This is a genomic window from Candidatus Hydrogenedentota bacterium (assembly GCA_019695095.1).
GTDB lineage: Bacteria > Hydrogenedentota > Hydrogenedentia > Hydrogenedentales > SLHB01 > JAIBAQ01.
This window is the reverse complement of the sequence record JAIBAQ010000067.1, coordinates 1-23,725: the sequence shown is the minus strand read 5'-3', so window position 1 is coordinate 23,725 and position 23,725 is coordinate 1. Positions and strand designations below refer to the sequence as shown.

Annotated in this window: 21 protein-coding genes; 12 read left to right on the top strand and 9 right to left on the bottom strand. The window is 56.7% G+C overall.

Annotated features, from left to right (window positions below; genetic code table 11):
• Positions 1 to 43: 43 nt before the first annotated feature.
• From K1Y02_12735 to K1Y02_12720, 4 genes are all read right to left on the bottom strand, one after another.
• Entirely contained in the window at positions 44 to 1,327 is a 1,284-nt protein-coding gene (locus K1Y02_12735) for a Gfo/Idh/MocA family oxidoreductase (protein ID MBX7257222.1), read from the bottom strand.
• Between the two features lie 118 nt (positions 1,328 to 1,445).
• A complete protein-coding gene (locus K1Y02_12730) occupies positions 1,446 to 3,731 on the bottom strand; it encodes an alpha-N-arabinofuranosidase (protein ID MBX7257221.1) in 2,286 nt (761 codons plus the stop codon).
• Positions 3,732 to 3,815: 84 nt separating this feature from the next.
• Positions 3,816 to 5,174: a phosphomannomutase/phosphoglucomutase gene (locus K1Y02_12725; GenBank protein ID MBX7257220.1), complete on the bottom strand. Its 1,359-nt coding sequence runs from the start codon at positions 5,172 to 5,174 to the stop codon at positions 3,816 to 3,818.
• Positions 5,175 to 5,348: 174 nt separating this feature from the next.
• The gene (locus tag K1Y02_12720) at positions 5,349 to 6,068 is read right to left on the bottom strand and encodes a DUF1080 domain-containing protein (GenBank protein MBX7257219.1); all 720 of its coding nucleotides are present in this window, start codon (positions 6,066 to 6,068) and stop codon (positions 5,349 to 5,351) included.
• Positions 6,069 to 6,724: 656 nt separating this feature from the next.
• Here K1Y02_12720 and K1Y02_12715 point away from each other — a divergent pair.
• The 4 genes from K1Y02_12715 to K1Y02_12700 all read left to right on the top strand — a co-directional run bounded on the left by K1Y02_12715 (position 6,725) and on the right by K1Y02_12700 (position 12,834).
• The gene (locus K1Y02_12715) at positions 6,725 to 7,237 is read left to right on the top strand and encodes a chemotaxis protein CheW (GenBank protein ID MBX7257218.1); all 513 of its coding nucleotides are present in this window, start codon (positions 6,725 to 6,727) and stop codon (positions 7,235 to 7,237) included.
• 340 nt (positions 7,238 to 7,577) lie between these two features.
• Complete coding sequence (locus K1Y02_12710; protein MBX7257217.1) at positions 7,578 to 9,566, top strand: MCP four helix bundle domain-containing protein; 1,989 nt, start codon at positions 7,578 to 7,580, stop codon at positions 9,564 to 9,566.
• Between the two features lie 525 nt (positions 9,567 to 10,091).
• Positions 10,092 to 10,625 carry a chemotaxis protein CheW gene (locus tag K1Y02_12705; GenBank protein ID MBX7257216.1) on the top strand — a complete coding sequence of 178 codons (534 nt, stop codon included), beginning with the start codon at positions 10,092 to 10,094 and terminating at the stop codon, positions 10,623 to 10,625.
• A 196-nt stretch (positions 10,626 to 10,821) separates the two neighbouring features.
• A complete protein-coding gene (locus K1Y02_12700; protein ID MBX7257215.1) occupies positions 10,822 to 12,834 on the top strand; it encodes an MCP four helix bundle domain-containing protein in 2,013 nt (670 codons plus the stop codon).
• A gap of 160 nt (positions 12,835 to 12,994) precedes the next feature.
• Here the strand turns inward: K1Y02_12700 and srlD are convergent, their stop codons facing one another.
• The 4 genes from srlD to K1Y02_12680 all read right to left on the bottom strand — a co-directional run bounded on the left by srlD (position 12,995) and on the right by K1Y02_12680 (position 17,237).
• Positions 12,995 to 13,780: a sorbitol-6-phosphate dehydrogenase gene (gene srlD, locus K1Y02_12695; GenBank protein ID MBX7257214.1), complete on the bottom strand. Its 786-nt coding sequence runs from the start codon at positions 13,778 to 13,780 to the stop codon at positions 12,995 to 12,997.
• Positions 13,777 to 15,390 carry an alcohol dehydrogenase catalytic domain-containing protein gene (locus K1Y02_12690; GenBank protein ID MBX7257213.1) on the bottom strand — a complete coding sequence of 538 codons (1,614 nt, stop codon included), beginning with the start codon at positions 15,388 to 15,390 and terminating at the stop codon, positions 13,777 to 13,779. The genes srlD and K1Y02_12690 overlap by 4 nt, the downstream gene beginning before the upstream one ends.
• A gap of 65 nt (positions 15,391 to 15,455) precedes the next feature.
• Entirely contained in the window at positions 15,456 to 16,220 is a 765-nt protein-coding gene (locus K1Y02_12685; GenBank protein MBX7257212.1) for a class II aldolase/adducin family protein, read from the bottom strand.
• A gap of 288 nt (positions 16,221 to 16,508) precedes the next feature.
• On the bottom strand, positions 16,509 to 17,237 hold the full coding sequence (locus K1Y02_12680; GenBank protein MBX7257211.1) for a glycosyltransferase family 2 protein: 729 nt from the start codon (positions 17,235 to 17,237) through the stop codon (positions 16,509 to 16,511).
• Positions 17,238 to 17,422: 185 nt separating this feature from the next.
• Here K1Y02_12680 and K1Y02_12675 point away from each other — a divergent pair, with 185 nt between their 5' ends.
• The 4 genes from K1Y02_12675 (at position 17,423) to K1Y02_12660 (ending at position 20,388) form a co-directional block, all read left to right on the top strand.
• On the top strand, positions 17,423 to 18,766 hold the full coding sequence (locus K1Y02_12675) for a glutamine synthetase family protein (protein ID MBX7257210.1): 1,344 nt from the start codon (positions 17,423 to 17,425) through the stop codon (positions 18,764 to 18,766).
• An 83-nt stretch (positions 18,767 to 18,849) separates the two neighbouring features.
• Positions 18,850 to 19,203 carry a nucleotidyltransferase domain-containing protein gene (locus K1Y02_12670; GenBank protein MBX7257209.1) on the top strand — a complete coding sequence of 118 codons (354 nt, stop codon included), beginning with the start codon at positions 18,850 to 18,852 and terminating at the stop codon, positions 19,201 to 19,203.
• The gene (locus K1Y02_12665) at positions 19,190 to 19,612 is read left to right on the top strand and encodes a HEPN domain-containing protein (protein ID MBX7257208.1); all 423 of its coding nucleotides are present in this window, start codon (positions 19,190 to 19,192) and stop codon (positions 19,610 to 19,612) included. Before K1Y02_12670 ends, K1Y02_12665 begins: the two co-directional genes overlap by 14 nt.
• A 17-nt stretch (positions 19,613 to 19,629) precedes the next feature.
• Positions 19,630 to 20,388, top strand: coding sequence for a glucose 1-dehydrogenase (locus tag K1Y02_12660; GenBank protein ID MBX7257207.1), 759 nt, complete (start codon positions 19,630 to 19,632; stop codon positions 20,386 to 20,388).
• 168 nt (positions 20,389 to 20,556) lie between these two features.
• On the opposite strand, the gene K1Y02_12655 is transcribed toward K1Y02_12660, so the two are convergent.
• Complete coding sequence (locus K1Y02_12655; protein ID MBX7257206.1) at positions 20,557 to 20,697, bottom strand: hypothetical protein; 141 nt, start codon at positions 20,695 to 20,697, stop codon at positions 20,557 to 20,559.
• Positions 20,698 to 21,379: 682 nt separating this feature from the next.
• On the opposite strand from K1Y02_12655, the gene folK reads away from it, so the two are divergent.
• The 4 genes from folK to K1Y02_12635 form a co-directional block, all read left to right on the top strand.
• Positions 21,380 to 21,880 (top strand): 2-amino-4-hydroxy-6-hydroxymethyldihydropteridine diphosphokinase, encoded by a 501-nt coding sequence (gene folK / locus K1Y02_12650; GenBank protein MBX7257205.1) that lies wholly within the window; start codon positions 21,380 to 21,382, stop codon positions 21,878 to 21,880.
• 84 nt (positions 21,881 to 21,964) lie between these two features.
• A complete protein-coding gene (gene panB, locus K1Y02_12645; GenBank protein MBX7257204.1) occupies positions 21,965 to 22,762 on the top strand; it encodes a 3-methyl-2-oxobutanoate hydroxymethyltransferase in 798 nt (265 codons plus the stop codon).
• Entirely contained in the window at positions 22,759 to 23,598 is an 840-nt protein-coding gene (gene panC, locus K1Y02_12640) for a pantoate--beta-alanine ligase (GenBank protein MBX7257203.1), read from the top strand. Before panB ends, panC begins: the two co-directional genes overlap by 4 nt.
• A gap of 2 nt (positions 23,599 to 23,600) precedes the next feature.
• Positions 23,601 to 23,725: aspartate 1-decarboxylase (locus K1Y02_12635; protein MBX7257202.1), on the top strand; the 125-nt coding region annotated here is incomplete at its 3' end.

The following is a 23,725-nucleotide window of genomic DNA, read 5'->3' as shown; positions in this document are numbered from 1 at the left end:
GAAAGCGGAGGGCAGACCGGAGTCCGCCCTCCACCTGTGATGCTTAGGCTATCTCGGGGACTTCGAAACCGGGCCGGTTCACAGCGCGCAACATGGAGTTTGCTTCGTCATCATTGACGAATTTCTCCGTGGCCGGATCGAACACCAGCGACCGCCCCAACCGGTACGAAATATTGGCCAGGTGACAATGCGCCGCCGATAGATGCCCTTGTTCGGCGTTGCCATGAATGTCCTCGGGCTTGCGGCTTTTCACAGCATTGATGAAATTCTCGAAAGCGCTTGGACCTTTGGGCGTCTCTTCCTCGGGAGTCACGGGCTTATCATCCTTGTCAAAGAATCCTTTGTTCTGGACGTAGTACCCCTCGGAGCCGTAGAAGATGTTGCCGACGCGCACGCCGGATTCGTCATTGGTAAACCGGTTGCGCACCTCGAAGGTCATCATGGTGCCATCGGCATAGGTGAAGACCGTCGCGCTCGTATTCGGCGTTTCGGCTTGATCCTTGTAGGTGTAGCGTCCGCCTCCCGTGTAGACCTTGACCGGAAGCCCCTTGTTCAGGCCCCACACCGCGATGTCCATTTGGTGCACGCCTTGGTTGCCGATTTCTCCATTCCCGTAGCGCCAGAACCAGTGCCAATTGTAGGGATGGTAGTTGGGGTTGAAGGGTTGCTCTTGCGCGGGACCCTGCCACAGGTTCCAGTTCAACCACTCGGGCGGATCGCAATTGTCCTTGATGCCTATCGAACCGCGGTTCCCGTTCTTATAGACGCAACCGCGCGCCGTGTGGACCTCGCCGATGGCGCCGTTTTGAATGAGGTTAATGGCCTTCTGCCATGTCGCGCTTGAGCGTGACTGCGTGCCATGCTGCACCACGCGGTTAAACTTCTTGGCCGCCGCAACAAGCTGCTTTCCTTCCCAGAAATCGTGCGAGAGAGGTTTCTCGACATAGACGTCTTTGCCTGCTTGGCATGCCCATATCGAGATGATCGTATGCAGATGATTGGGCGTTGCGATTGAAATAGCATCCACATCGTCCCGCGCGAGAAGCTCGCGCACATCTGCCGCCAACACAGGCTTCTTTCCCGTCTTGGTCTCGAGTGCACTTGCACATTCCTGAAGGACTTTCGAATCAACGTCGCACAGCGCAACGACCTCCGAATTGCCGCTGCTGGAAAACGCGTCGATATGGCTGCCGCCACGCCCGTTCAATCCCACGCATGCCACCCGCACGCGCTCATTTGCGCCAAACACCGTGCCTGTGGCGCGTGTGCCGGCTATCAATGCCGCCGTTGCCGCTCCGCCAATGAATGCTCGTCTAGTCAGTTTCATCGCATCTCTCCACTTGTCCGATCTCCCCATCGGGGAGACCGCCCTCTATTGACCTTGGTGGAACGCGAACCGTGCGAATCTCTTTTCATCTGCCCGGCACATCGGAATTGTCTATAGCCTATTTGACCGGAATTTCGAAGAGATTCACGCTCCACTTCGGCAACTTTACACCCTCATCGATCGCTGTCGCCTTGTCTTGCACAAGCTCTATGACATCGGGAGTCTTCGGGTCATTGTGCGCCATCGGCTCGGGACCCGCTATTCTCCACACGCGAGCGCGATTCGAAAGCGTAGCGCCAGTTACATTCAGCTTGAGCGAGACGTCCTGGCCAAGTGGGTTGACCACGCCCACGGTCAACGCCGACCGCTCTTTGTTCCATGCAGCCGCAACGTCCAGTCCCGCAAGATCGCCCGTCACCGCAACCGGAGTTTCCCCGTAGTGGTTGCGATAAAGCATGAGCACGAGGCCCGTCGTTTCAAAGGCTGCCGCCGTCTTGTCGGCCTTGATGGCCCCAATGACGTTGACCGTCTGCGCATAGTTGGCCATGAAGATCACGTCGCTCTGGCGCGTGTATTCATGAATACCTGCCGCAATGCCAAGACCATCCTTCACAAAGTACCGCGTACCGATTTCTCCAAAAATGTCCGGGCCATACCAATAGTTCCATTCGTCCAACGCTATCGGAATCGTCTTACCCTGCAAGGCGGGTATCTCTTTGAGGTACTTGCGATGCGTTTCCGCTTTCCGGCGCACGTTCTCGGGTATCTGGGCGACGTGCTCAAGCAGGCCCGGCTTGGCCCCGCAATAGAAGTGTTCGCTGAGCAGGTCCATGTGGTCCGCGCAGTTCGCGAGCATGCCCGCACTCCAAGGACTTCCGCTGTCGCCCACTCCTATCAATTTGATGGACGAGTCGGCGGCGCGCATCGCCTTCGCGAATTCATTGTGTCGTTGCTGATACTGATCCAAGGGCACATTGCCCAATTGCCAGGAACCGTACATCTCGTTACCGACGCTCCAGTACACACAGTGCCACGGCGCGGGATGCCCGTTACTCGCGCGAAGCCGGCCCATCGGCGTGTCTTCGCCGCCGTTAACGTATTCCACTTCCTCCTTGGCCAGTTGCACGTCGCCGAGACCGCTATTTACAGCAATGTAGGGTTCGGTGTTGAGTTCCTCGCAGAAGAGCATGAACTCATGAATGCCAAAATCGTTGTGCTCTACTCCCTTCCACGCGGGATTCTTGCGCGGGGGCCGTTTGTCGCGCTCGCCGATGCCGTCTTTCCAGTTGTACCCGCTCACGAAATTGCCGCCGGGCCACCGGTAAATGGGCGCGTTGAGTTTCTTCAACAGGCCAAGGGTATCTCGCCTCATTCCATTTACATTGTCTTCGGGCATGAGCGACAAGGTGCCGACTCGGATCGTCTCCGCGGCGGCTATTTCGATTCTCGCTTCATCGGTAGAGGCACCCGACTTGAACACCAGCGGGAACGTTTTGAACTCTGAAGTCAATCCTTCGATGGTCACCTCGGCGCGATCTCCGGGCGCATCTCCCCAGGCAAGCGTTACGCGGACCGTGCCGGAACCCGAGAGTATGATCCGCCCCTCGTATCGCTTGCCTTTAATTAGCCCGAGCCCGGACTGAAGGAGAGTGTGGCCGCCCGCAATTTGTGGCGAGTGTTCGCCCACAAAGGCTGCTTCCTTAATCATGTCAACGCCGCCTGACGGCGCTTTCCACGGAGACTCCGGGGCGCCTGCGGGATAGAAGAACTTCCGATCATCCAACACCTCGGCCCAGATGCCGCCGTATATGCAGTGCCCCAGGTGTTCGATGAATTGTCCGTAGATGTACTTGGAAATAGGCGCGCCGGTTTTCGTCGTGTCGATGTCCGCGACCGGGTGGACTTCGGAAGGTCCGAGATACTCGATTGCCACGTCGTCGTACCATGCCTTTCCGGTGGCATTGCCCCAGCCACCAAACAGACAACAAAGCTGCACCGTCTCACGCTTACCCGAATCGAACTCGAAGCTTACCTGGGTCCAATCGTTTGTACCGGTAAGAGGACCGCTCTGCGCTCCGGGAAACTCGTGCAGATTGATGAGCGCGCCCTTTCCCGAAGACGGCGAGACGTTGTCCGTCTTAATCCATGCGCTGGCCCGGTAGCGCGAATAGGCCTGGACAGGGACAAACGCATACCACGAGACATCGCCGCCTTCCGCGGACCCGATGACCACACACCAGCTCCCGTTGCGGCCTGCCTGTTCGTAGGTAGCGCGGCCTCCGCCGCCCCACACGCGCGATTCCCAACCGGCGGGCTTTCCGACCGGCGTTTCGAATGTCCCGTTGAACGGCATGTCCGCGGCCGTCACGAAACACCCAGCCAACACAACTCCAATCGCAAGCATAAGCCCCCCCCTCTGCCTGATTGGTTGATTCAGACTTCGCGATTCAAAGCCGATCAATAACCGGCGGCTATGGAATCCAGCCGGCTAACTGATCGCCTTGACCTTGTTCTCGATCAGCTCCCTGATTTCCTGAACGCGCTTGGCCGTGGTCGCTTCGCACCGCATGACGAGCACCGGCGACGTGTTCGAGGCGCGCAACAAACCCCAGCCGTCCGGGAACTCGATGCGCGCGCCATCAATCGTATTCACGTCGAGGCCAAGGTCTTTTTGGAAGTACTCGGTGGCCTCTTTGACGATAGCGAACTTGCGTGCTTCCGTCGTCTCAATGCGAAGCTCCGGAGTCGAGACCATCTTGGGCACGTCGCCCAGGTGCTGCGAGAGCGTCTTCTTTCCGGCAGCGAGCAGTTCTAGCAAACGGGCGCCCGCGTAAATGGCGTCGTCAAAGCCATACCAGCGGTGCTTGAAGAACATATGACCGCTCATCTCGCCGGCGATTTGCGCGTGGTGCGACTTCATCGCGGCCTTGATCAGCGAATGTCCCGTCTTCCACATCACGGGTTTGCCGCCATGCTTGGCAATATCAGAGTAAAGTGTCCGCGAACTTTTCACTTCCCCGATAACCGTGGAACCGGGCTTGTCCTTGAGCACGGCACGTGCGAAGAGGATAAGAAGCTGGTCTCCGTAGATTACGTTGCCCAGTTCGTCCACGGCGCCGATGCGATCCGTGTCGCCATCGTAACCGATACCGAGATCGGCCTTGTGCTTCTTGACGGCCTTGATCAGTTCAACGAGATTCTCCGGCACCGTGGGATCGGGATGATGGTTCGGGAACGTCCCGTCTACGTCGCAGTACAACGGAATGACTTCACAACCCAGCGCTTCATACAAGGGCAAACCGACTGGACCGCCGGTGCCGTTGCCGCCGTCAAGTACCACCTTGAGTCTGCGCTTCAACTTGAGGTCCTTGAGGATCCGCTTCATGTACTTGGGCACAAGGTCCATGCGCGTAATGGTAACAGGACCCTTGGCCTTCGGAAACACGCCCGCTTGGGCAATGTGGAAAAGCTTCTGGATATCTTTCCCGTGGATCGTCGATTGGCCGACTGCCACCTTCAGCCCGTTGTACTCTTTCGGATTGTGGCTGGCCGTTATCATCATGCCGCCATCGACGGGCAGCGTGAACAGTCCAAAGTAAACCAGCGGCGTGGGGACTTCCCCGATATCGATCACGTTGATACCGCATGACGTGATGCCATCGATCAAGGCATTTGCGTACGCTTTAGACGTAAGGCGGCCGTCGCGCCCCACAACCAGACACTTCTTCTTCAGTTTGCCTTTCATAAAGGCACACGCGGCCTGTCCGATGCGTGTATACGTCTCTTCGTCCAGATCTTTTCCGGCAATCCCACGAATATCGTACTCACGGAAAATCTGCTGGTTCAGCTTCATGCGGTCCTCCTTGCGGGTAATCCCTGTGCAGGCGAAAAGCCTATCAGGTTATACGCTGCGGCTGCAATGAAAATGCACACCTTGACAGCGCACAGTCTCTAAATAATGGACTCCGGGCCACGTGAACCGACCGATTGCGGGGACACTTGCAGTAAAGCACTCGACCGTTCAATCCAGCTTCTTGAGCCGAATCGCCTTGAACTGAGCCTTCTGAGGTTTGCCGGAGTGCAACTGAAGACCCAAGATGCCCTTGAAATCCTGTTGCTTGGGATCGTCGTCCGTGAATTCAGCAACCTTCAAACCGTTCACGAACAACTCCACATGCGCCCCCTTGGCAATCAGGTGATACTCGTGCCATTCCTCAAGCTTGAACGTGGCCGGTTTACCGTGGACTCCCTCAATGGGCTTGACCGTGCGATTCCCACTTGCATCGAAATAGGCCGATTCTCCGCGCCACGCGAGTGTCTCGCGGCCATGCTCGTCATAGAGTCGCACGACCCAATCGGTCGTCAAGTTGTTATCCACCTGATAACCCGCGATGTCGTAATTGGGCAAAAGCTTGCTGCGATACTGAAACCCGCCGTTCACCCCCTCAGAACCGGTTAGCCGGTACATCAACTTCAATTCGAAGTCCCCCAGTTCCCCGCCTTGCCAAACAAGATACTGATTATCTTTCAACGGATGCTGCTCACTGATCGTCGCCGTAATTGCCCCATCTTCCACCGTCCAGTAACTCATGTCCGGCGCTTTCCACCCGCGAAAAGTCTTTCCGTCGAATAGCGACACAAATCCGTCTTGGTCCTTGCTCCCGGCGGGAAGGGATGAACATCCCAAGCCCAGGCAGGCCAAAACAAGAATTGCAGCACACGTTGAAATGTATGGCTTCATGAAGAGTTCCTTCCCCGAATAGCGATACCGGTTTGAGGGTCCGCACACGAGGTCATCTTGTACGGTTCCCGCACGGGATTCAAACGAAACGCCATGTGCGATACTCGGCCGTACAGGCACGACGTACGGTAGGGTGCCCAGATGACGCAAAGCCTTATCAGAGTCGGCAAGCGAATTTACACCCCCTTCCCCACCGGCCCGGCGAACAGGACACTATCGCTTCCAGGCAATTTGGACGCGTCGCAAAGTCACGCAAGCGGCTCCGTTCCTGCGTGTGCCTAGTAAAGTTGTTCCTATACTATGTAGCCGTATTTTTGCACTATACGTATTACAGTCTGGCTAGCCTCTGTCAATATTTAATATAGGATCTTTGATCGATTTACGGTATTTACGATATTATAAATCGCTTTAAAATCTCTTGACTTTGCGGATAATACGGTGTATCATAGTCTTGAATTCGATTAATGCTAATAAGGACACAAAGACAGCGGCCGGGCCGCCGGCCAACCAGGAGGATCCTATGCAATCACTCAGAAAGGAGGTGTCCGCTAAAACGAAAATCGTCAACTAATCGCGGTAACCGCGAGTCCTGGGGGTATGCGGCCTGTGCCACCGCACGACGACAGGATTCGCAATACAACGAAGGAGAAAAGCGAATGGGATTGTCGCTTGAGACTGAGAGCATCAAAGCGAACAACAGTGAAGACCTCGCGGGAAAGTACCTCACATTCATCTTGGGCGCGGAAGTCTATGGACTCCGCATACTTACGGTCCAGGAAATCATCGGGATCATGAAGGTGACGCACGTGCCGCGCACGCCGGATTTTGTACGCGGCGTCATCAATCTGCGAGGTAAAGTCATTCCGGTGGTGGACTTACGGGTCCAATTCGGAATGAAGAGTTGCGAGGACTCCAACACGACGTGCGTGATCGTGGTTCAAGTCCTCTGGGGCGACGAGGGTTCCACCGTAGGCTTGATCGTGGATGAAGTGTCGGAAGTTATCGACATCCGCCCCAATCAAATTGAGCCGGCTCCCTCCCTGACTGCCAGCGATGGTACTGCGTTCATACTCGGCATGGGTAAGGTCGGAGACAAGGTCGTGATGCTGCTGGACACGAACCGTGTGCTGTCCCGCCGCGAACTGGACGCGATCGCGACACTGAGCTAGCGCCACAGACTCCATCCACTCACCCAGCGCCGGGAATGCGCCCGGCGCGCGACCATCTCGATGTAGTAACGGCCGTACAGGGGAGAACCATGACGTGGATTCAAAAAGAAGTGAACTGGAGCCGGAAGTGCCCATGTCCTTGCGCGCGATTGCGAAAACCTACGCATCGTGGCAAGTGAGTGAGCCCGCAGACGTCCACTCTTCCGCTACAGCTCGCGGGAGCTGGGATGCGGAGCGGGTCAGCGCCGGAAGCAAGAGTGCCAGACACGAAAGAATTGCCTCGAAGAAGAGTGCCGCTAATTGACTATCACAAAAGTCAACAAAAAAGAGGGGTAAATACATGTTCAAACAGATGAAGCTCGGAACCAAGATAATAGTGGGATTCAGTTCGCTCATCGCCATCACCTTAATTCTTGGCGGCGTAGCCACCTACAGCATGCTGGATGTGCGTTCGGCCACGACCGTGCTGGCAACGCGCGACGTTCCCCAAATGAGCTCCGCAAGCGGTATCGAGCGCGCAACGCGCCAGACGATGTATGCCATGCGCGGCTACGCCTACACGGAAGATAAAGTCCTCCTCGACCAAGCCCGCAAGAATGCGGAATCCGTTCATGCAGCCTTCGAAAAGGCCAAGGGACTTGCGGACAGCTTCAACATGACCGAAGTGTCGACTGTTCTGACAAGCGCGGAAGCGGAATCCAGCAAGTACGATGCGCTGGTAGAAGAAACCGTGCAGATCACGGACGGCTTGAACGCCCAACGCGATGTCATGGGGGCAGCAGCCGAGAAGTTTCTCCAGGCCTGCGGCAATTACCTTGAAGGCCAGAAGAAGACGTTGGCAGAAGAGCACGCAGCCGTAATGAGTGGGACCGGACAGACCACAATTACGCTGGATGACCTGACTCGGCGCGCCACAAAGGTCGCACTGTCCGGAGATATCCTGGTTGACGCGAACAAAGTCCGCATCGCCGTGTGGAAGGGAATTGCCATGCGCGACTCCGAGGCAATTCTTGAGGGCGCGAAAGGGTTCGATGCGATCCTTGGCAAACTGGACGAAATGAAGAAACTCACAAAGCTCGAGGCCGATCTCAATCTCATCGATCAGACGAAATTGGCCGCGCAGGAGTACCAGGAATCCACGAACAAGTTTGTCGAACTATGGGATAAGCGAGAGACGCTTGGCACACAGCGAGGCAAAACGGCGGAATCTGTCCTTGCCTCGGTACAGTCCATTGCGGACGAGCGAACCGAAACCACTCAGACCGCCGCATCGAATGCGGAGACGACCCTGGGTCGCGCGTCAACGATCCTTCTCGTCGGTTTGTTGGCCGCATCGGGCATCGGAATCGTGTTGGCCATCCTCATCACCCTGTCGATCACGCGCCCAATCCGGCGAATCATCGACGCCCTCACGACCGGCGCCGAGCAAACGGCTTCTGCGGCGTCACAGGTTTCGCAATCGAGCCAAAGCATGGCGCAAGGCGCAACGGAACAGGCATCCAGCCTGGAAGAGACGTCGGCATCGCTCGAGGAAATGACCTCGATGACCAAGCAAAATGCCGAAAACGCTTCGCAAGCGAGAACGCTGGCAGCCTCATCAAACGCGAGCGCCGAGAAAGGCGTGCAGGCAATGGACCGGATGAGCAGGGCCATCGACGACATCAAGAAGTCCTCGGACGAGACCGCGAAGATCGTGAAGACCATCGACGAGATCGCCTTCCAAACAAACCTTCTAGCCTTGAACGCCGCGGTTGAAGCAGCGCGCGCGGGCGACGCCGGCAAAGGGTTTGCCGTCGTGGCTGAAGAGGTGCGTAATCTGGCGCAACGGTCCGCTGAAGCTGCACGCAAAACTGCCAGCATGATCGAAGACTCCGTGAAGAACGCAGATAGCGGCGTACAGATCAGCCGCGAGGTTGGCGAAGCACTGCAGGAAATCGGCGGTACCACCCAGAAGGTCAACAGCCTGGTCAGCGAAATCGCACTTGCGAGCAATGAACAGGCCCAAGGCATCGAGCAACTCAATCAGGCTGTTCAGCAGATGGACGCCGTGACACAGCAAAACGCAGCGAGCACCGAAGAATCGGCCGCGGCCGCGGAAGAACTCAACGCGCAGGCCGACGAAATGTCGCGCATGGTTGGTCAGTTGCAGACAATGGTTGGCGGCGCACAATCCGTCGTCACAAAAGCCGTCGAGGTCAAGGCCCCACCCACTGTGAAGTGGACTGCGAAAAAAGCGCTGGTCTCCCACGCTACGGTCTCCAACGAGCGCCGCGTCGCTAAGCCTGGCCATGTGATTCCTCTCGAGGATGAGGACCTCAAAGACTTCTAGCGTATAGTTGTCAGAGCCTGGCGACAAAAAGGGGCCGGTCATTCTCGGGCAATGACCGGCCCCATCCTAATGCTTCTCCTAAAGGACCTTCTGCGCGACGTCAGCCGTTCCCACCACTGAGTCCATGCTCGCCTATTGCGGCTGCAATACCCCCACATTCCGAACAAGATTCTCTCATTTTGAATTCGAAAAGATACACCTTTGTATTATTCTCAGATAAGTCAATGTATATACTCCAATGACTATCATTGATCTTGTCGCTCAAATTCACATATTTAGCAACATCCAACTATACTGATTATTGACATTTTTAAGCATAATAAGACCGTAAATCCCGAAAACTACGTAAATTCCATTTGACATAGTCCCTTTCTTGGGGTAGACTCAGAGCAATATCGAATCAAATGATTAAAATCGATTTAATGCGCTTTTCACTATAAACCAGCGCAGAGAACAGGCCGTACCAGTGCTCTACGTTTCCCCCACTCGGAATCGCGAATACGGCCTATTCTCTCTGGCAGCTAAATGCGAACAGAAAGGAGAACAAGATTGGAATTAACTGATGCAGTGCGGTTGGAGCAGTTCGACAGCCGAAATCTCGCGGGGAAGTATTTGACTTTCAAGCTGGATACCGAAATCTACGGGCTGGAGATTCTGTCGGTTCACGAAATTATCGGGATCATGCACATCACCCACGTACCGCGAACGCCGAGCTTTGTCCGCGGCGTGATCAACCTCCGGGGGAAGGTCATTTCGGTAGTGGATTTGCGTGTGCAATTTGGCATGGAACGTTGCGACGATTCCAGCAGGACTTGCATCATCGTGGTGCAAGTCGCGCTAGACGCCGCGACCTGCACGGTGGGACTGATAGTCGACGAAGTCTCCGAAGTCGTCGATATTCGCCCGGCCCAGATTGAGCCGCCTCCCTCGTTTGCGTCCGATGATGGAACAGGCTTCATCTTAGGTGTGGGCAAGTTAGGCGACAAAGTGGTCATGCTACTGGATACGGACCGAATCCTCTCACGCAGCGAACTGGCTGCGATGACCACCGCGCTCTAGCGAATAGAGCGCCCACGTAACGAATCTCTCCAAAACATCAACGGGGCAACTCTGCCCTGCCGGGTCAGGCGCTGCCAAAGCGCATCGGACCGGTAAACACCAGTCACTGGAGGCTGTATACCTCCAGCGGAAAACCAAGCAGTTGGGTCTCTGGAAAGCCTTCGGGCAAAGACCCATGAATATAGGGGGCCAGTACATGTCCAAGAAGATAACGCTCGGCAAGAAGATTGTCCTTGGGTTCACGTCTCTGATAGTTATCACACTTGTCCTGGGTGGTATATCGATATACAGCATGCAGCAAGTGCGCCAGGCAACTATCGTTTTGGCCGAACAGAATATTCCCGAGATGGTCGGGGCTAACGACATCGAGCGGGCCACGCGGCAAGCCATGTTTGAGATGCGCGGTTACGCGTACACGGACGACCCGGACTTTCTTGCGGCCACCCGCAAAGGGTTGGCTGGTGTCGGAGAAGCTTTTCAAAAAGCCACAAGTCACGCACAGAGCTTCAATATGGCCGATGCCCTTGCATCACTCGGCAGTGCCAACTCGGACGCGCAAACCTATTCGAAGCTGGTGGACGAAACGGAAAAACTCAATGCCGACCTGATTGGCAATCGCAACAATATGGGGGCCACGGCAGAGAAGTTCACGAAAGAATGCGTCGAGTTGGCTCAAGAACAGGAGAAGGCCTTTACCGAAGAGTTGACGGCCGCATTGAGCGGCAAGGGGCAAGGTGCGGCATCCTTGGAAAGCCTGACGAAAAAGATGACCATCATCTTGCTTGCAAAAGACTCTATTGCCGCAACCTTCCGCATTCGACAAGGCGTGTGGAAAGGAATCGCCACGCGCGACATCAACCTGATCACGGATAGCGTTAAGGGGTATGACAACGTCATCGGTGACCTGGAGGAAATGCAGCGCCAGACCAGTGTTGCCAAGGACCTTGAACGGATAGGAATCGTTCAGACTGCCGCCAGAGAATACCAGAATGGCGCCAAGCAATTTGCCGAACTATGGAACAAGAGGGATGTCATGGTGCAGGACCGGAACAAGGCCGGCAATGCCGTGCTAACCGCAGTGCAGGCCCTTGCCGATTCGGGTTCGAAAGCCACTACGGCGTCCGCGAGCAAGGCACAGCAGACCTTGGGACGAGCGTCTACGCTTCTCCTTGTGGGGTTGCTGTCCGCGGCAGCATTGGGGATAGTCCTGGCTTTCGTTATCACGCGATCAATTACACGTCCTATTCGCCGAATCATTGACGCGCTCACCACGGGAGCAGACCAAACTGCTGCGGCATCCGCGCAGGTTTCGCAATCGAGCCAGAGCATGGCAGAAGGCGCCACCGAGCAGGCATCCAGCTTGGAAGAGACGTCGGCTTCGCTCGAAGAGATGACTTCGATGACCAAACAGAATGCCGAAAACGCATCGCAAGCCAGGTCTCTTGCCGCGTCGTCGAATACCAGCGCGGAGAAGGGCGTGCAGGCAATGGATCGGATGAGCAAGGCCATCGATGATATCAAGAGATCGTCGGATGAGACCGCGAAGATCGTCAAGACGATCGACGAGATCGCGTTCCAGACTAATCTGCTCGCACTCAACGCGGCGGTCGAAGCGGCGCGCGCCGGCGACGCGGGCAAAGGCTTCGCTGTCGTGGCCGAAGAGGTCCGCAACCTGGCGCAACGTTCCGCGGAAGCGGCTCGCAAAACCGCGGCAATGATCGAAGACTCGGTGAAGAACGCAAGCAATGGTGTGGAGATTAGCCGCGAGGTAGGAGAGGCGCTGCAGGAAATCGGTGGCACGACCCAGAAAGTCAATAGTCTGGTCAGTGAAATCGCTCTCGCAAGCAACGAGCAGGCGCAAGGCATTGGGCAGCTCAATCAGGCCGTGCAGCAGATGGATGCTGTGACGCAACAGAATGCTGCAAGTACGGAGGAGTCCGCGGCGGCCGCAGAAGAGTTGAACGCGCAAGCGGACGAAATGTCGCGCATGGTTGGTCAGTTGCAGGAGATGGTAGGTGGAGCCACGTCTGGTCAAACACGACCGGCGGCATTGGCCGTGGAGCCGGCTGCAATCGGAAAGCGCAAAACTCTAACGGCCCGCTCTCAGGCGTCGGCAAAGGCACTCACGGTGCAAGCAACGGTAGAACGGCGCGTGGCTAGTCCGGCCAATGTTATTCCGCTGGACGAAGACGACATGAAGGATTTCTAGCCCACAAGGTGCGCAGGCGCTATCGCGTGCCTGCGCGAGCTCGGTTGTAGAAGAGGGGCCGGTTCTTCACGGGGGAAGAGCCGGCCCCGTCCGATGCTTCATCGATGCTCTCGCGGTCGAGTATCAGACTCCGTCCACGGAATCAGCCGCCCGAGCGAAGCTATCGCATCTCCTGGCCGCCGGTCACGTTTATCGCCTGACCGGTCATGTACCCCGAGTCTTCCGATGCCAGAAACACGACGACGTTGGTGACGTCGCGGTAAGCGCATGGCCGGCGCATAGGAACTTGATCGACGTATTTCTTGCGAACCTCTTCTTCGGAAATGCCTTGGTTGGCGGCATACTGTTTGAAGAGGCTGTCCTTCCACAGCGGCGAGTCGAGCAGGTTTCCTGGACAGATTGCATTCACGCGAATATTGTTCTCGGCGAATTCAAGCGCAAGACTTTGCGTCACACCGATACCGCCAAACTTGGACGCGGCATACGCGCTGTTACGAAAGCTGCCTTTCTTGCCTGACTTGGAATTAATCTGAATGATCGAACCGCCGTTTGGAATCATAACGCGGGCGGCCTCGCGGGCGCAGAGGAAGTAGCCAACGAGGTTTACTTCGATCACCTTACGCCACTTGGCGGCATCAAACTCGACCGACGGGCCGGAGATCAGTATGCCTGCATTGGAGACAAAGATATCCAGACCGCCGAGCTTGGCGACCGCCTCGTCTACACCGGCGCGCACCGCATCGGCATCGGTCACGTCGACGCGCGCGCCAAATGCACGCGATCCCGTCTTCTTCGCGACGTCATTTGCCGTGGTTTCCATCGCCTCGGCGTTTACGTCCCAACCGTATACGTCGCAACCTTCCTCGGCTAACCGCTCAAGAATGGACGCGCCCAATCCTTGTCCCGCGCCTGTAACAACAGCGCGCTTTCCCTGCAATCGTTTCATGATACGTATTTCTCCAGCAATGCCTTCTCCGCGTCCGTCGTCCACGCGCAATACGCGCCCAGCCTGTTGGCAAGCTCTGGAAGCCGTTCGGGAATCTCTTCGACGCTCATTAGTGGAAGATCGGGGATTTGCGGGTAGATGACTGTCTTGCCGGGATACCGGGCCGTGTTCACGCCCTCAAGTCCTTCGCGCGCGGAGTTGAGCCCGCCGATCGCGGATACGCTCAGGTTTGTGTTCAACTCACGCCGTTCAACCATCTCAAGGACCTTGCGGAGATCGCTGATGCGCGAACCGCTGGACCCGAAGATCTTGATGCCACGGCAAAGGTCCTTGAGTTCGATGTCAGCCATGCTGCCGAGACCCAACCCCGAGAACACATTCACGAGCGCGTTGTCAGCGGCAAACGCTATCGCCGCCGAAACCAGCTTCGCGACGGGGGCCATAACGATGACATCATCGTACCCGCCGGGCGCAAGGCCGAGAATGTGCTCGTCCATCGCGGCAGGGCTATCGAACTGGCTGGGCGCGAAGGTCAGCAGTTGGACGCCGCGGCTCTTGACAAGTTCCCCAAAACGCCGCTCGATGTGATCGAGGCGTTTGCGATCGAGATCCGTGACAACGATGAGGCGCGGTCCCATTGAGATTTCGATGGCGCGCTGCACGTGCATTTGCCCCATCGGGCCGCCTGCGCCGAGGAATAGCGCTTCGCCGCCAGGCAAAAGGTCGTAGCGCGAGTTGGCCTGCTTCACCGAGGGAATGTCATTGCCACCGCCGTAGAAGCGTACGCCCTTGTAGTGAACACGCCCGATGTCCAGCGACACGGCGCCCTGCGCCACGGGGAAACCAAGCAAGTACACGATCCCATTGTCGCGCACGCGCGGAGCAAGCTCCTTCAGAATGTCCGGCGAAGGCAGCGGAATGATGATGTCGTCAAACGTTCCATCGCCAAGCCCGCTCAATGAACGCGGAACGATCGTGGCGTTGGGATACTTCTCAAGCCACGCGGGAACGTCCGTCTCGGTCACAATGAGGATATCGCCGTCCCCAGGCTCCAATCGTTCTTTGAGGTTGTACGACATCTCGACGCACGCCCACGGCTCCGACAAGGCCGATTCGCTGTAGCCGGTTTCAGATTGAACTGGGAGCAGATAGCAGCCTTCATCGCCTGCGAGCGCTCGCTCGTCAAGATAGCAGTATTGGCCAAGGCCACCGGGGATGAGGTATCCAAACGCGAAACCTTCGCCCTTGTAGTAGATGTCAGCCTGAACAATGAAGCGTTGTCCCGGCTTGAACTGGCCTTGCCAATCTTTCCCCACCTTAACGACCGTCGCGGCACATTCGTGTCCGAGCACGGTCGGCTCCACCGAAAGGTCGCGACCGCGCAGACGGGCATGCTTACTGCCCTGATTGATGATCTTGATATCGGATTGGCAAAGGCCGAGGGCATCCACCCGAAGCAGAATCTCGTTGTCATTGGGTTCGCGAAGCTCAAGCGTGACCGGTTTTCCATCGCGTCCCAGATTCTCGAAGCCGGCGCCAAAGACTTGCCATGCGTCGTACGTATCGGGAAGAGCGCCTTCTGCATTCTGATACTTTTCGATTTTCGTCACGTCGGTTTCCTCATTGCAGTGCGGCAGAGCCGCAAAGTTGGTGTTCGGTGCAGTCCACCGCAGTGTTACGACTTGCGGTCGGCAATACTCTGCAACCGGTAATGCTCATCGGGACGCGTGAAAATTCGGCTCACGTCATGATCGCTCATGAATCGAGGGCCTCCCAACGCGTAGGTGTGTACAAGTACCTGGGACGCCTTCTCGGCCATGTCCGTGCAGCTTGTTACGGCCTTTGGCGTGGCGCCCATCGTGATCAGACCGTGATTCTGCATCAAGATCGCCGAGGGTAATACGCCTTCTTTCTCGACAAAGTCTTCAAACCGGCGCTTCACCTCACGCGCCAATACCAAACCCGGGTCGACGTAAGGAATGAAAACCGACTTGTGCTTCATCGAGACGATCTGGTCGGGAAAAATCCGGCCCGACGCAGCTTCTTCAGCCTTGTTGGAGCATAGGATAGCATTGGTGTACGTGGGGTGCGTATGGCCAATAAACTTGTACTCAGGCACGCTCAACAGGATGGCGTGAAGCATGGCTTCGACCGACGGGCGGCGCTTCTCATTGGGGTCGAGTAGCGACTCGCGAAACACGCGAGAGACATCCTCATCCCCTGCCTTAGAATCGTCCAGAATCGCCGTGATGCGCGAGATGGAACAGGCCACGAATCCGCTTTCGTCTATTGTCGCAAGCGTTGTCCCGGAAGCCTTTACGTAGAACGAGTCGTCGTCGATTCGCGCGGCGGTATTGCCCTCTCCGAGGATGGCATATCCGTTTTCCGGATCGCCCAAATAGCGGGACATATCAACCAATTGCTGCAGTGTGTCTGACATAGTAACCCCTGTGAAAAGCGCCCGTGCATCGGCGCAGATGGGAAGAGTATAGCAGGAAACGAAGGTGGCGAGAAACTGCCGCCCCTGCCTCTGCTCCCCTGCTCCTTCCACCGTATCAACGGCTACGAAGGACGACTTTCCAGTTTGCACGTCAACTCCAATAATTAGTGTCAGTTCGTTGCACTGTCAGGCGTTGACGAGTTGTCGTTTGCAGAATATCCGCCGCGGCGGATCAGGAGACCCTGTCACACACTGGAAAGTCCGCCCTCCGCCATGTCGTCCCGGGGGTCACCGCAACCACGATTTCAACAGCATCCGATAGATACGGTACGAATCGCGTACCTTATTGAAGTGCGAGGAGCGGTTGCCCTCCTCGTAGATCGTCTGAATCGGAGCAGGTACGACCACGAACTTCTTGCGGAGCGCCGCAACGAGAATAGCCATTTCCGTTTCGTAGCGGCCTCCGGGCACATGCGCGACGATGTGCTCCAGTAAGCGCCTGGAATGAAGCCGGTACCCCGACTGCGTGTCAGGGATATCCCGTCCGAGCATCATCCGTGTAATGCGCGCCGTCATCTTATTGCCGAACCGGCTGGTCCAGGGGACTTGCGAAAGATCAAAGGTGCGCGAACCAATAACCAAGTCTGCTTTTTCACGCAAGGCCGCTTCGTAGAGTCCCAACAATTCGGAGGCGTCGTGCTGGCCATCCGCGTCGACAATTGCGGCGTAGGCCATGGTGGGGTCCGCCAGGGCGGCGCGGAAACCCTCAAGCATGGCAAACCCTTTTCCTCGATTCACCGGGAACGTGACAACCTCAGCCCCCAAGCCTGAAAGGCTCGCTGTGGCGCCATCCGTGCTGCCGTCGTCGACCACAACAACGTGATTAACATGGCGGAGCAATGCTTCGATAACTGGCCCGACTCGCTCGCCCGCGTTGTAGCAAGGCACAATCGCGGTAACTGCCCTGCGCAGGGTATCGTTTGCACTTGAGACGTCCGGCGAGACTGCTTCGTCCACGTCACACCCCCTCGGTTACTTCATCCTACAATACCACAGCCTGCGTGTTTCACGTTGAAGCGCGAACCCCGAATCGTAGGCTGCTCGCCCACATCTCCCCTGTCGCGCCTTTGCGCGGTGTGCAACGGCTGTGCGATACTCCCCGGCCAGTGAGGGCAATAGAATTCCGGGCGGAGGAGAGAGTTGTGAAAGTTCTCGAAAAGTGGGTTAAAGAAGGTTCCGTCGACACGGTCATCGCGGCTGGCATCGATCTTCAGGGACGCCTCTACGGTAAGCGCTGCAACGCGGTTCCGTTTCTCCGCGATCTGTCTGCAGGCGTCCATACGTGTGACTGCAACTACGGTTGGGATATTGAGCGTATGCTAATTCCCGGCCTGGAATTCACGGGGTGGCATACAGGGTACGGCGACATGGCGGCAGTGCCCGACTGGTCCACATTGCGCAAGTATCCGTGGTTTGAAAAGACGGCGCTAGTCATTTGCGACACATATGACCACCACGGAAATCTCGTCGATATCGCGCCGCGCACGATCCTTCGCAGACAAATAGAGCGCGCGAAGTCAATGGGCTACACGGTCAAGGCAGCCCCGGAACTCGAGTTCTTCATGTTCCGCGAGACGCTCGAAAGCTCGCGGGCGAAGGACTATCGCGACCTGGAACCCATGTCCAGATACATTTCGGACTACTGCATCTTTCGTTCGTCCATGGACGAATGGATTGTGGGGCCGATGCGCCGCAACTTCGCCGAAGCCGGAATCGAAATCGAGTGCAATAAAGCGGAATGGGGACACGGACAGTTCGAGATCAACCTCGTGTATGGGGACGTGCTCGAAATGGCCGACCGTCATGCCATCTTTAAGAACGGCATTCGCGAAATGGCCGCCCTCAACGGGGTACAGGTCACGTTTATGGCAAAGTGGGATTCAAAGCACTCCGGCAACGGCGCGCACATCCACATGAGCCTTTGGAGCAACGACACGCCGGCGTTCCCCGATCCCAAAGGCGAACACCACATGTCGGAGACCATGCGGCATTTCCTAGGCGGCATGATGGCATGTACCCTCGATCTGCAATTGCTGTACATGCCGATTATCAACTCGTACAAACGCATCGAGGACGCATCGTTCGCGCCTTCGACCCTGACGTGGGGGGGCGACAACCGCACGACCGCGTATCGCGTGGCAGGCCATGACAAGTCCATGCGCCTGGAAAACCGCATCCCTGGTTCGGATGCGAACCCGCATCTCATTTACGCGGCGATGATCGCGGCGGGTCTCTATGGCATTGAGAACAAGATTGAGCCCGTTGGTCCGTTCATAAAAGCCAACGCCTACGAGTTGACCGACGCACCCAAGCTTCACCGGAATCTGACCGACGCCACCAATGCGTTCGAGAACAGCAAAGTGGCGCGGCAACTGCTTGGCGACAATGTTGTCGATCATTACGCAGCGGTGGCGCGTTGGGAAATCAACGAATTCCAGAAGTACGTGACCGACTGGGAACGCAGGCGCTATTTCGAGCTGATCTGACCGAACAAGTCAAGGCGATAGGGCAGACTTTGTTGACGGTGCCGGGGCGGCCTATAATCCATGATGGCGAGGTAGCCCGAGCGATGACAAAAAAGGCTAGTTTCATTGAAGTTACAGACGATGTCTTGAGAGAAATGACTCAGGCCATCGTCGATGCCGTGCATCCCGAAAAAGTCATCCTCTTTGGTTCCCACGCGCGCGGTGATGTGCGGGCTGATTCCGATGTGGATCTTGCGATAATTGAGACCGAGGAGTTCGATGAGAAACGAAACAGATGGGAAGAACTCAGGCGTATACGCAGAGCACTCGACCGCTTTTTTGTACCGAAGGACATCTTACTTTTCAGTCGTTCCGAAGAGCAAAAAAACATGCGCCTTCGCTCGCATATTCTCACCACTGCGCGAAGAGAAGGATTGATACTCTATGAGCGTCAATGATGACGCGCGTCTCATGTATTTGAAAGCTCAGAGTGATCTGCGTGCTATTCACGGCATGAGCGACAGCAGTGTTTTCAGCGATGATATCTTCGGGTTTCATGCACAGCAAGCCGTCGAAAAGCTCCCTAAGGCCTGGCTATGGTCTTTAGATGTAGAACCGCCCTATATTCATGGACTGGGCGAACTCGTGAAGCTGCTGGAACACTCCGGAGCGAGTCTCCCTGAACAACTGCAAAGCCTGGAGCATCTTACAGATTTCGCCGTACACTTTCGGTACAGCGCAGACATGGCTCCCTTGGATGAAAGCCGGGAAGATATAGCGAGTAAGGTAGAAGAACTGTCAGAGCATATTCGCACGATAATCCCCGATATTGGTCAATCGGATGAGGATTCTGAAAAGGTTTCGTAAGGAAGGAGTTTGTATTCATGCGCTTAGAGAATAAGGTGGCAATCATCACCGGAGCGGGGTTGGGAATGGGCCGTGAGGCGGCCCTCGTGTTCGCGAAGGAAGGCGCTAAAGTGGGCGTCTTCGATTTGAACGCCGATGCCGGCAAAGAGACGGTTGCGCTTGTTGAGAAAGCAGGCGGCAAGGCCGTGTTTGTGCAGGGCGACGTGAGCAAGGAAGCCGACGTGAAGCGGGCTATCGAAGAGACCGTCAAAGCCTTCGGCAAGCTGGACATCCTCTACGCAAATGCGGGCGTGCTGTGGAAAGACCGCGACAAGTCGGTTCTCGACACGACCGAAGAGAACTGGGACATCGTGCAAGCCATCAACCTGAAGGGGCCCTTCTTCCTCACGAAGCATGGCATACCCGAACTTCGGAAAGCGGGCGGCGGTTCCATCATTCTCGTGGGATCGATTTCCGCGCTCGTCGGATTCACGCTGGCGCAGGACTCGTATACGAGCGCCAAGGGCGCGCTCATCGCGCTGTGCAAATCACTTGCCGTGCAGTTCGCGCCGGAACAGATCCGCTGCAATATCATCCACCCCGGTTTCGTCGACACCCCGTTGCAGGCCCCCTATCTCAATGACGACAAGCGCAAGGCAATTGCCGGGGAAATTCCAATTCGCCGGTTGGGTACCGCGCGCGATATCGCCAACGCGGCGCTCTTCCTTGCGTCCGACGAATCGAGCTGGATGACGGGCGCCGAGATGGTCGTGGACGGCGGGTTCATGGCGACGTAAACTGACGCCACGTCATTGTCTGAATAGCGAGTCAAAAGCTGCCGGAACACGCGCGTTTCGGCAGCTTTTCTTTTGTCTGCCTTCCGGCTCCGCATCGTGAAATGAAAAACGGCAGAGGCCGCTGCTTTCGCAACGGCCTCTGCCAAACTTGATTCGACGTCAGCTCGCTTAGGACGCTTTGCCGTCTTTCTTCGCGCTCAGGCAATCGGCAAACGTAGCCGGACCGTCATTGATCAGGGCTTCGATGCAATCCTGAAGGGTCGGTTCGCCAGCGAGCGCAGGCTTGGATACCATTTTCACGTGCTTCATTTCGTTCTCTCCTCTTCCTCTAGTTCTTTGTCGACCACACGACAAAGGTTTGTGAACCGTGCTTCCCCACGAGTCCGGATAGTAACTAATCCCTCCGGACTGCGTTGGGATACACTTTACTCAACTATAGCTGGGTCACCGTGCCAATTACAACCCAACATTTTGTATACTATACGAAATCAAGGAAAATGTCAACAGTAAACTCTAAACTCCCTCAAAGCTCACTTCGACGACTTTCCTCTCCGTCAAGCACTTTACTCACGAAAAGCAGTTCCGTTACCGATTCCGAGAAGCCCGAGCATTTCACAACCGGCAACTGGGGATACTTGGCAAATCCCTTATCGCTATCCCACATGCCACAACGCCAAAAGGACTGCCCCCCACGGGGGTGGGCGACCTCCCGAGCATGCGTACAGTTCCGGCAGAGCCCAACCTCCACGGATGCCTGCCGGGGCCAAGTTGGCGGAAGTGACACTGGAACCCTCCTCATGCTGGTAGCTTGCAGGAAAGACGCTTAACGCGGGTAATAAGTTGACCCTTCGCCGGGATCCTGATATTCTTCAACCGTCTGGGTGCAAAGCTGAGTCTGTCTCTCCTTGCGGGCAATTGGGGCCAGTCGTCCTTTTTCGCACACCGGGAATTGGCAACCGAGCTTTGGTTTTTACCCAGCCGAGACCGACGCATGGGCGTATACCTTAGTATCGGCAGCAATCTGGGAGACCGTCAAGAGAATCTTCTGGGTGCTGTCGAGTGTTTAGAGAAGATACCGGGTACCCGGGTATTTGTCGTATCTTCGGTCTACGAAACAGCACCGATTGGCGATATCGATCAGCCGAGTTTTCTGAACCTCGCAGTAGGAATCGAGACGGCCTTGACGCCGCTTGAACTCCTTGATGCGACTCAGGATATCGAACGGTTGATGGGCCGGGTTCCTTCTCGCCGGTGGGGACCTCGACTCGTCGATATCGACATCGTGTTGTGGGACGACCGGGTCATGGACACGGATCGTCTCAGGATACCGCACCCGGAGTTTCGTAAGAGGGCGTTCGTATTGAGGCCCTTGACCGAAATCGCACCGGAGACGGTTGACCCGGTGACGGGGCGGACGGTTGTTCAGTTGGCAGCCTCCCCCGAAGCCCAAGGCGAAGTACGGCGACTGAAGTCAGACGCCGCCACACGTTGAAGAACCGGCAAGATCACTGAACCGCTCCGCTTGGAGCCCTACAGGGACCGGGACGGGAACGTCACGGTTCAGGAGGATCTGAACATGGCCCGCACCAGCGGTCCGTCTTTGAAGGCCCGCAAGAATGCCGGCGAGAAGATCGCCGTGCTCACGGCCTACGATTATCCATCCGCGAAGATCATGGACGAATGCGGCGTCGACGTCGTGCTCGTTGGCGATTCGGTGGGGATGGTGGTCATGGGCTACCCCAACACCCTCTCAGTCACCATGGACGACATGCTTCATCACGTCCGGATCGTCTCCCGCGCGGTGGAGCGCGCCATGGTCGTTGCCGACATGCCCTTCATGTCGTACCAAGTTTCCGTGGAAGAAGCGGTGCGCAACGCGGGCCGATTCATCGCGGAAGCAGGCGCGCAAGCCGTCAAACTGGAGGGCGGCGCGTTCGAGTTCGGCGACGTCATACGTGGAATCCATCGTGCCGGTATTCCGGTGATGGGGCACATTGGTCTCATGCCGCAGTCGGTGCTGCAACTGGGCGGATACAAGATTCAGGGACGCGACAGCGACAGCAAGGAACGGCTCATCGCGGAGGCCAAGGGTCTTGAAGAGGCAGGATGTTTCGCGATTGTATTGGAGTGCATACCGAGCGAGCTTGCCGGGGTCATTTCGCGGTCCATCACGATTCCCACAATCGGTATCGGCGCGGGACCGGATTGCGACGGGCAGGTCCTGGTCATGCACGACATGCTTGGACTCGGCAAGTACACGAAGTTCGCAAAAGTCTATGCGGATGTCGCGGCAGCCATGCGCGGCGCATTCGCCTCGTACGTGCAAGAAGTGAAAGAAGGAGTCTTTCCTTCCGGAGACCAGTCGTTCAAATGATCGTCATAGCGGATCCCAATGAGATGCGCGCTTGGTCGCGCCAACAGCGCCGCGATGGAAAGTCCATCGGGTTTGTTCCGACCATGGGCGCGCTGCATGAAGGCCACGCGAGCCTGATGCGGGCCGCGTCAGACGCGAACGATGTCGGGATTGCGAGTATTTTCGTGAACCCGGCTCAGTTTGCCCCTCACGAAGATTTCGCCGCGTATCCGCGCACCTTCGAAGCCGACAGCGCGATGTGTGAAGCGTGCGGAATCCAGGCGATCTACGCGCCGAAAGCAGCCGACGTGTATCCGCAGGGCTATGCGACCTACGTGACGGTAGAGGCATTGGATCGCGTCTTATGCAGCCGCTCACGGCCACACTTCTTCCGGGGCGTCGCCACGGTAGTGTGCAAGCTGTTCAACGTGGTCGAACCCGACCGCGCGTATTTCGGACAGAAGGACGCGCAGCAGTGCACGATCATAAAGCGCATGGCGCGCGACCTCGATTTCGCGATTGAAATCGTCGAGATGCCGATCGTCCGCGAACCCGATGGCCTCGCGATGAGTTCGCGAAACAAGTACCTGACCGGCGATGAGCGCGTGCGCGCATTGTGCATTTCGCGCGGTCTGGGGAAAGCGCAATCCCTGCTTGATGCCGGCGAACGGAACGCAGCCACTCTGGTGGATGCGGTGCGCGCGGAAATGCAGCACGAACAGATCGACTATGTGGAATTGGTGGACGCGGAAACGCTGGAGCCGCTCGACACCGTCCGGGGAACAATTCTCCTCGCGGCGGCGGCTCAAATAGGCAAAGCAAGGCTAATCGACAACATCAAATACAAGGTGGCATAAACATGTTCCTGACAATGATGAAGAGCAAGGTACACCGGGCGACGGTGACCCAAGCGGAATTGAACTACGTAGGGAGCCTGACGCTCGACCTCGACCTGATGGAGGCGGCGGAGATCCTGCCCTACGA

Excerpts from the sequence above, each read along its gene's own strand:
- K1Y02_12735 (MBX7257222.1), bottom strand. The coding sequence starts at position 1,327 with ATGAAACTGACTAGACGAGCATTCATTGGCGGAGCGGCAACGGCGGCA.
- K1Y02_12730 (MBX7257221.1), bottom strand. The coding sequence starts at position 3,731 with ATGCTTGCGATTGGAGTTGTGTTGGCTGGGTGTTTCGTGACGGCCGCG.
- K1Y02_12720 (MBX7257219.1), bottom strand. The coding sequence starts at position 6,068 with ATGAAGCCATACATTTCAACGTGTGCTGCAATTCTTGTTTTGGCCTGC.
- K1Y02_12715 (MBX7257218.1), top strand. The coding sequence starts at position 6,725 with ATGGGATTGTCGCTTGAGACTGAGAGCATCAAAGCGAACAACAGTGAA.
- K1Y02_12710 (MBX7257217.1), top strand. The coding sequence starts at position 7,578 with ATGTTCAAACAGATGAAGCTCGGAACCAAGATAATAGTGGGATTCAGT.
- K1Y02_12705 (MBX7257216.1), top strand. The coding sequence starts at position 10,092 with ATGCGAACAGAAAGGAGAACAAGATTGGAATTAACTGATGCAGTGCGG.
- K1Y02_12700 (MBX7257215.1), top strand. The coding sequence starts at position 10,822 with ATGTCCAAGAAGATAACGCTCGGCAAGAAGATTGTCCTTGGGTTCACG.
- srlD (MBX7257214.1), bottom strand. The coding sequence starts at position 13,780 with ATGAAACGATTGCAGGGAAAGCGCGCTGTTGTTACAGGCGCGGGACAA.
- K1Y02_12685 (MBX7257212.1), bottom strand. The coding sequence starts at position 16,220 with ATGTCAGACACACTGCAGCAATTGGTTGATATGTCCCGCTATTTGGGC.
- K1Y02_12670 (MBX7257209.1), top strand. The coding sequence starts at position 18,850 with ATGACAAAAAAGGCTAGTTTCATTGAAGTTACAGACGATGTCTTGAGA.
- K1Y02_12665 (MBX7257208.1), top strand. The coding sequence starts at position 19,190 with ATGAGCGTCAATGATGACGCGCGTCTCATGTATTTGAAAGCTCAGAGT.
- K1Y02_12660 (MBX7257207.1), top strand. The coding sequence starts at position 19,630 with ATGCGCTTAGAGAATAAGGTGGCAATCATCACCGGAGCGGGGTTGGGA.
- K1Y02_12655 (MBX7257206.1), bottom strand. The coding sequence starts at position 20,697 with ATGAAGCACGTGAAAATGGTATCCAAGCCTGCGCTCGCTGGCGAACCG.
- folK (MBX7257205.1), top strand. The coding sequence starts at position 21,380 with ATGGGCGTATACCTTAGTATCGGCAGCAATCTGGGAGACCGTCAAGAG.
- panB (MBX7257204.1), top strand. The coding sequence starts at position 21,965 with ATGGCCCGCACCAGCGGTCCGTCTTTGAAGGCCCGCAAGAATGCCGGC.
- panC (MBX7257203.1), top strand. The coding sequence starts at position 22,759 with ATGATCGTCATAGCGGATCCCAATGAGATGCGCGCTTGGTCGCGCCAA.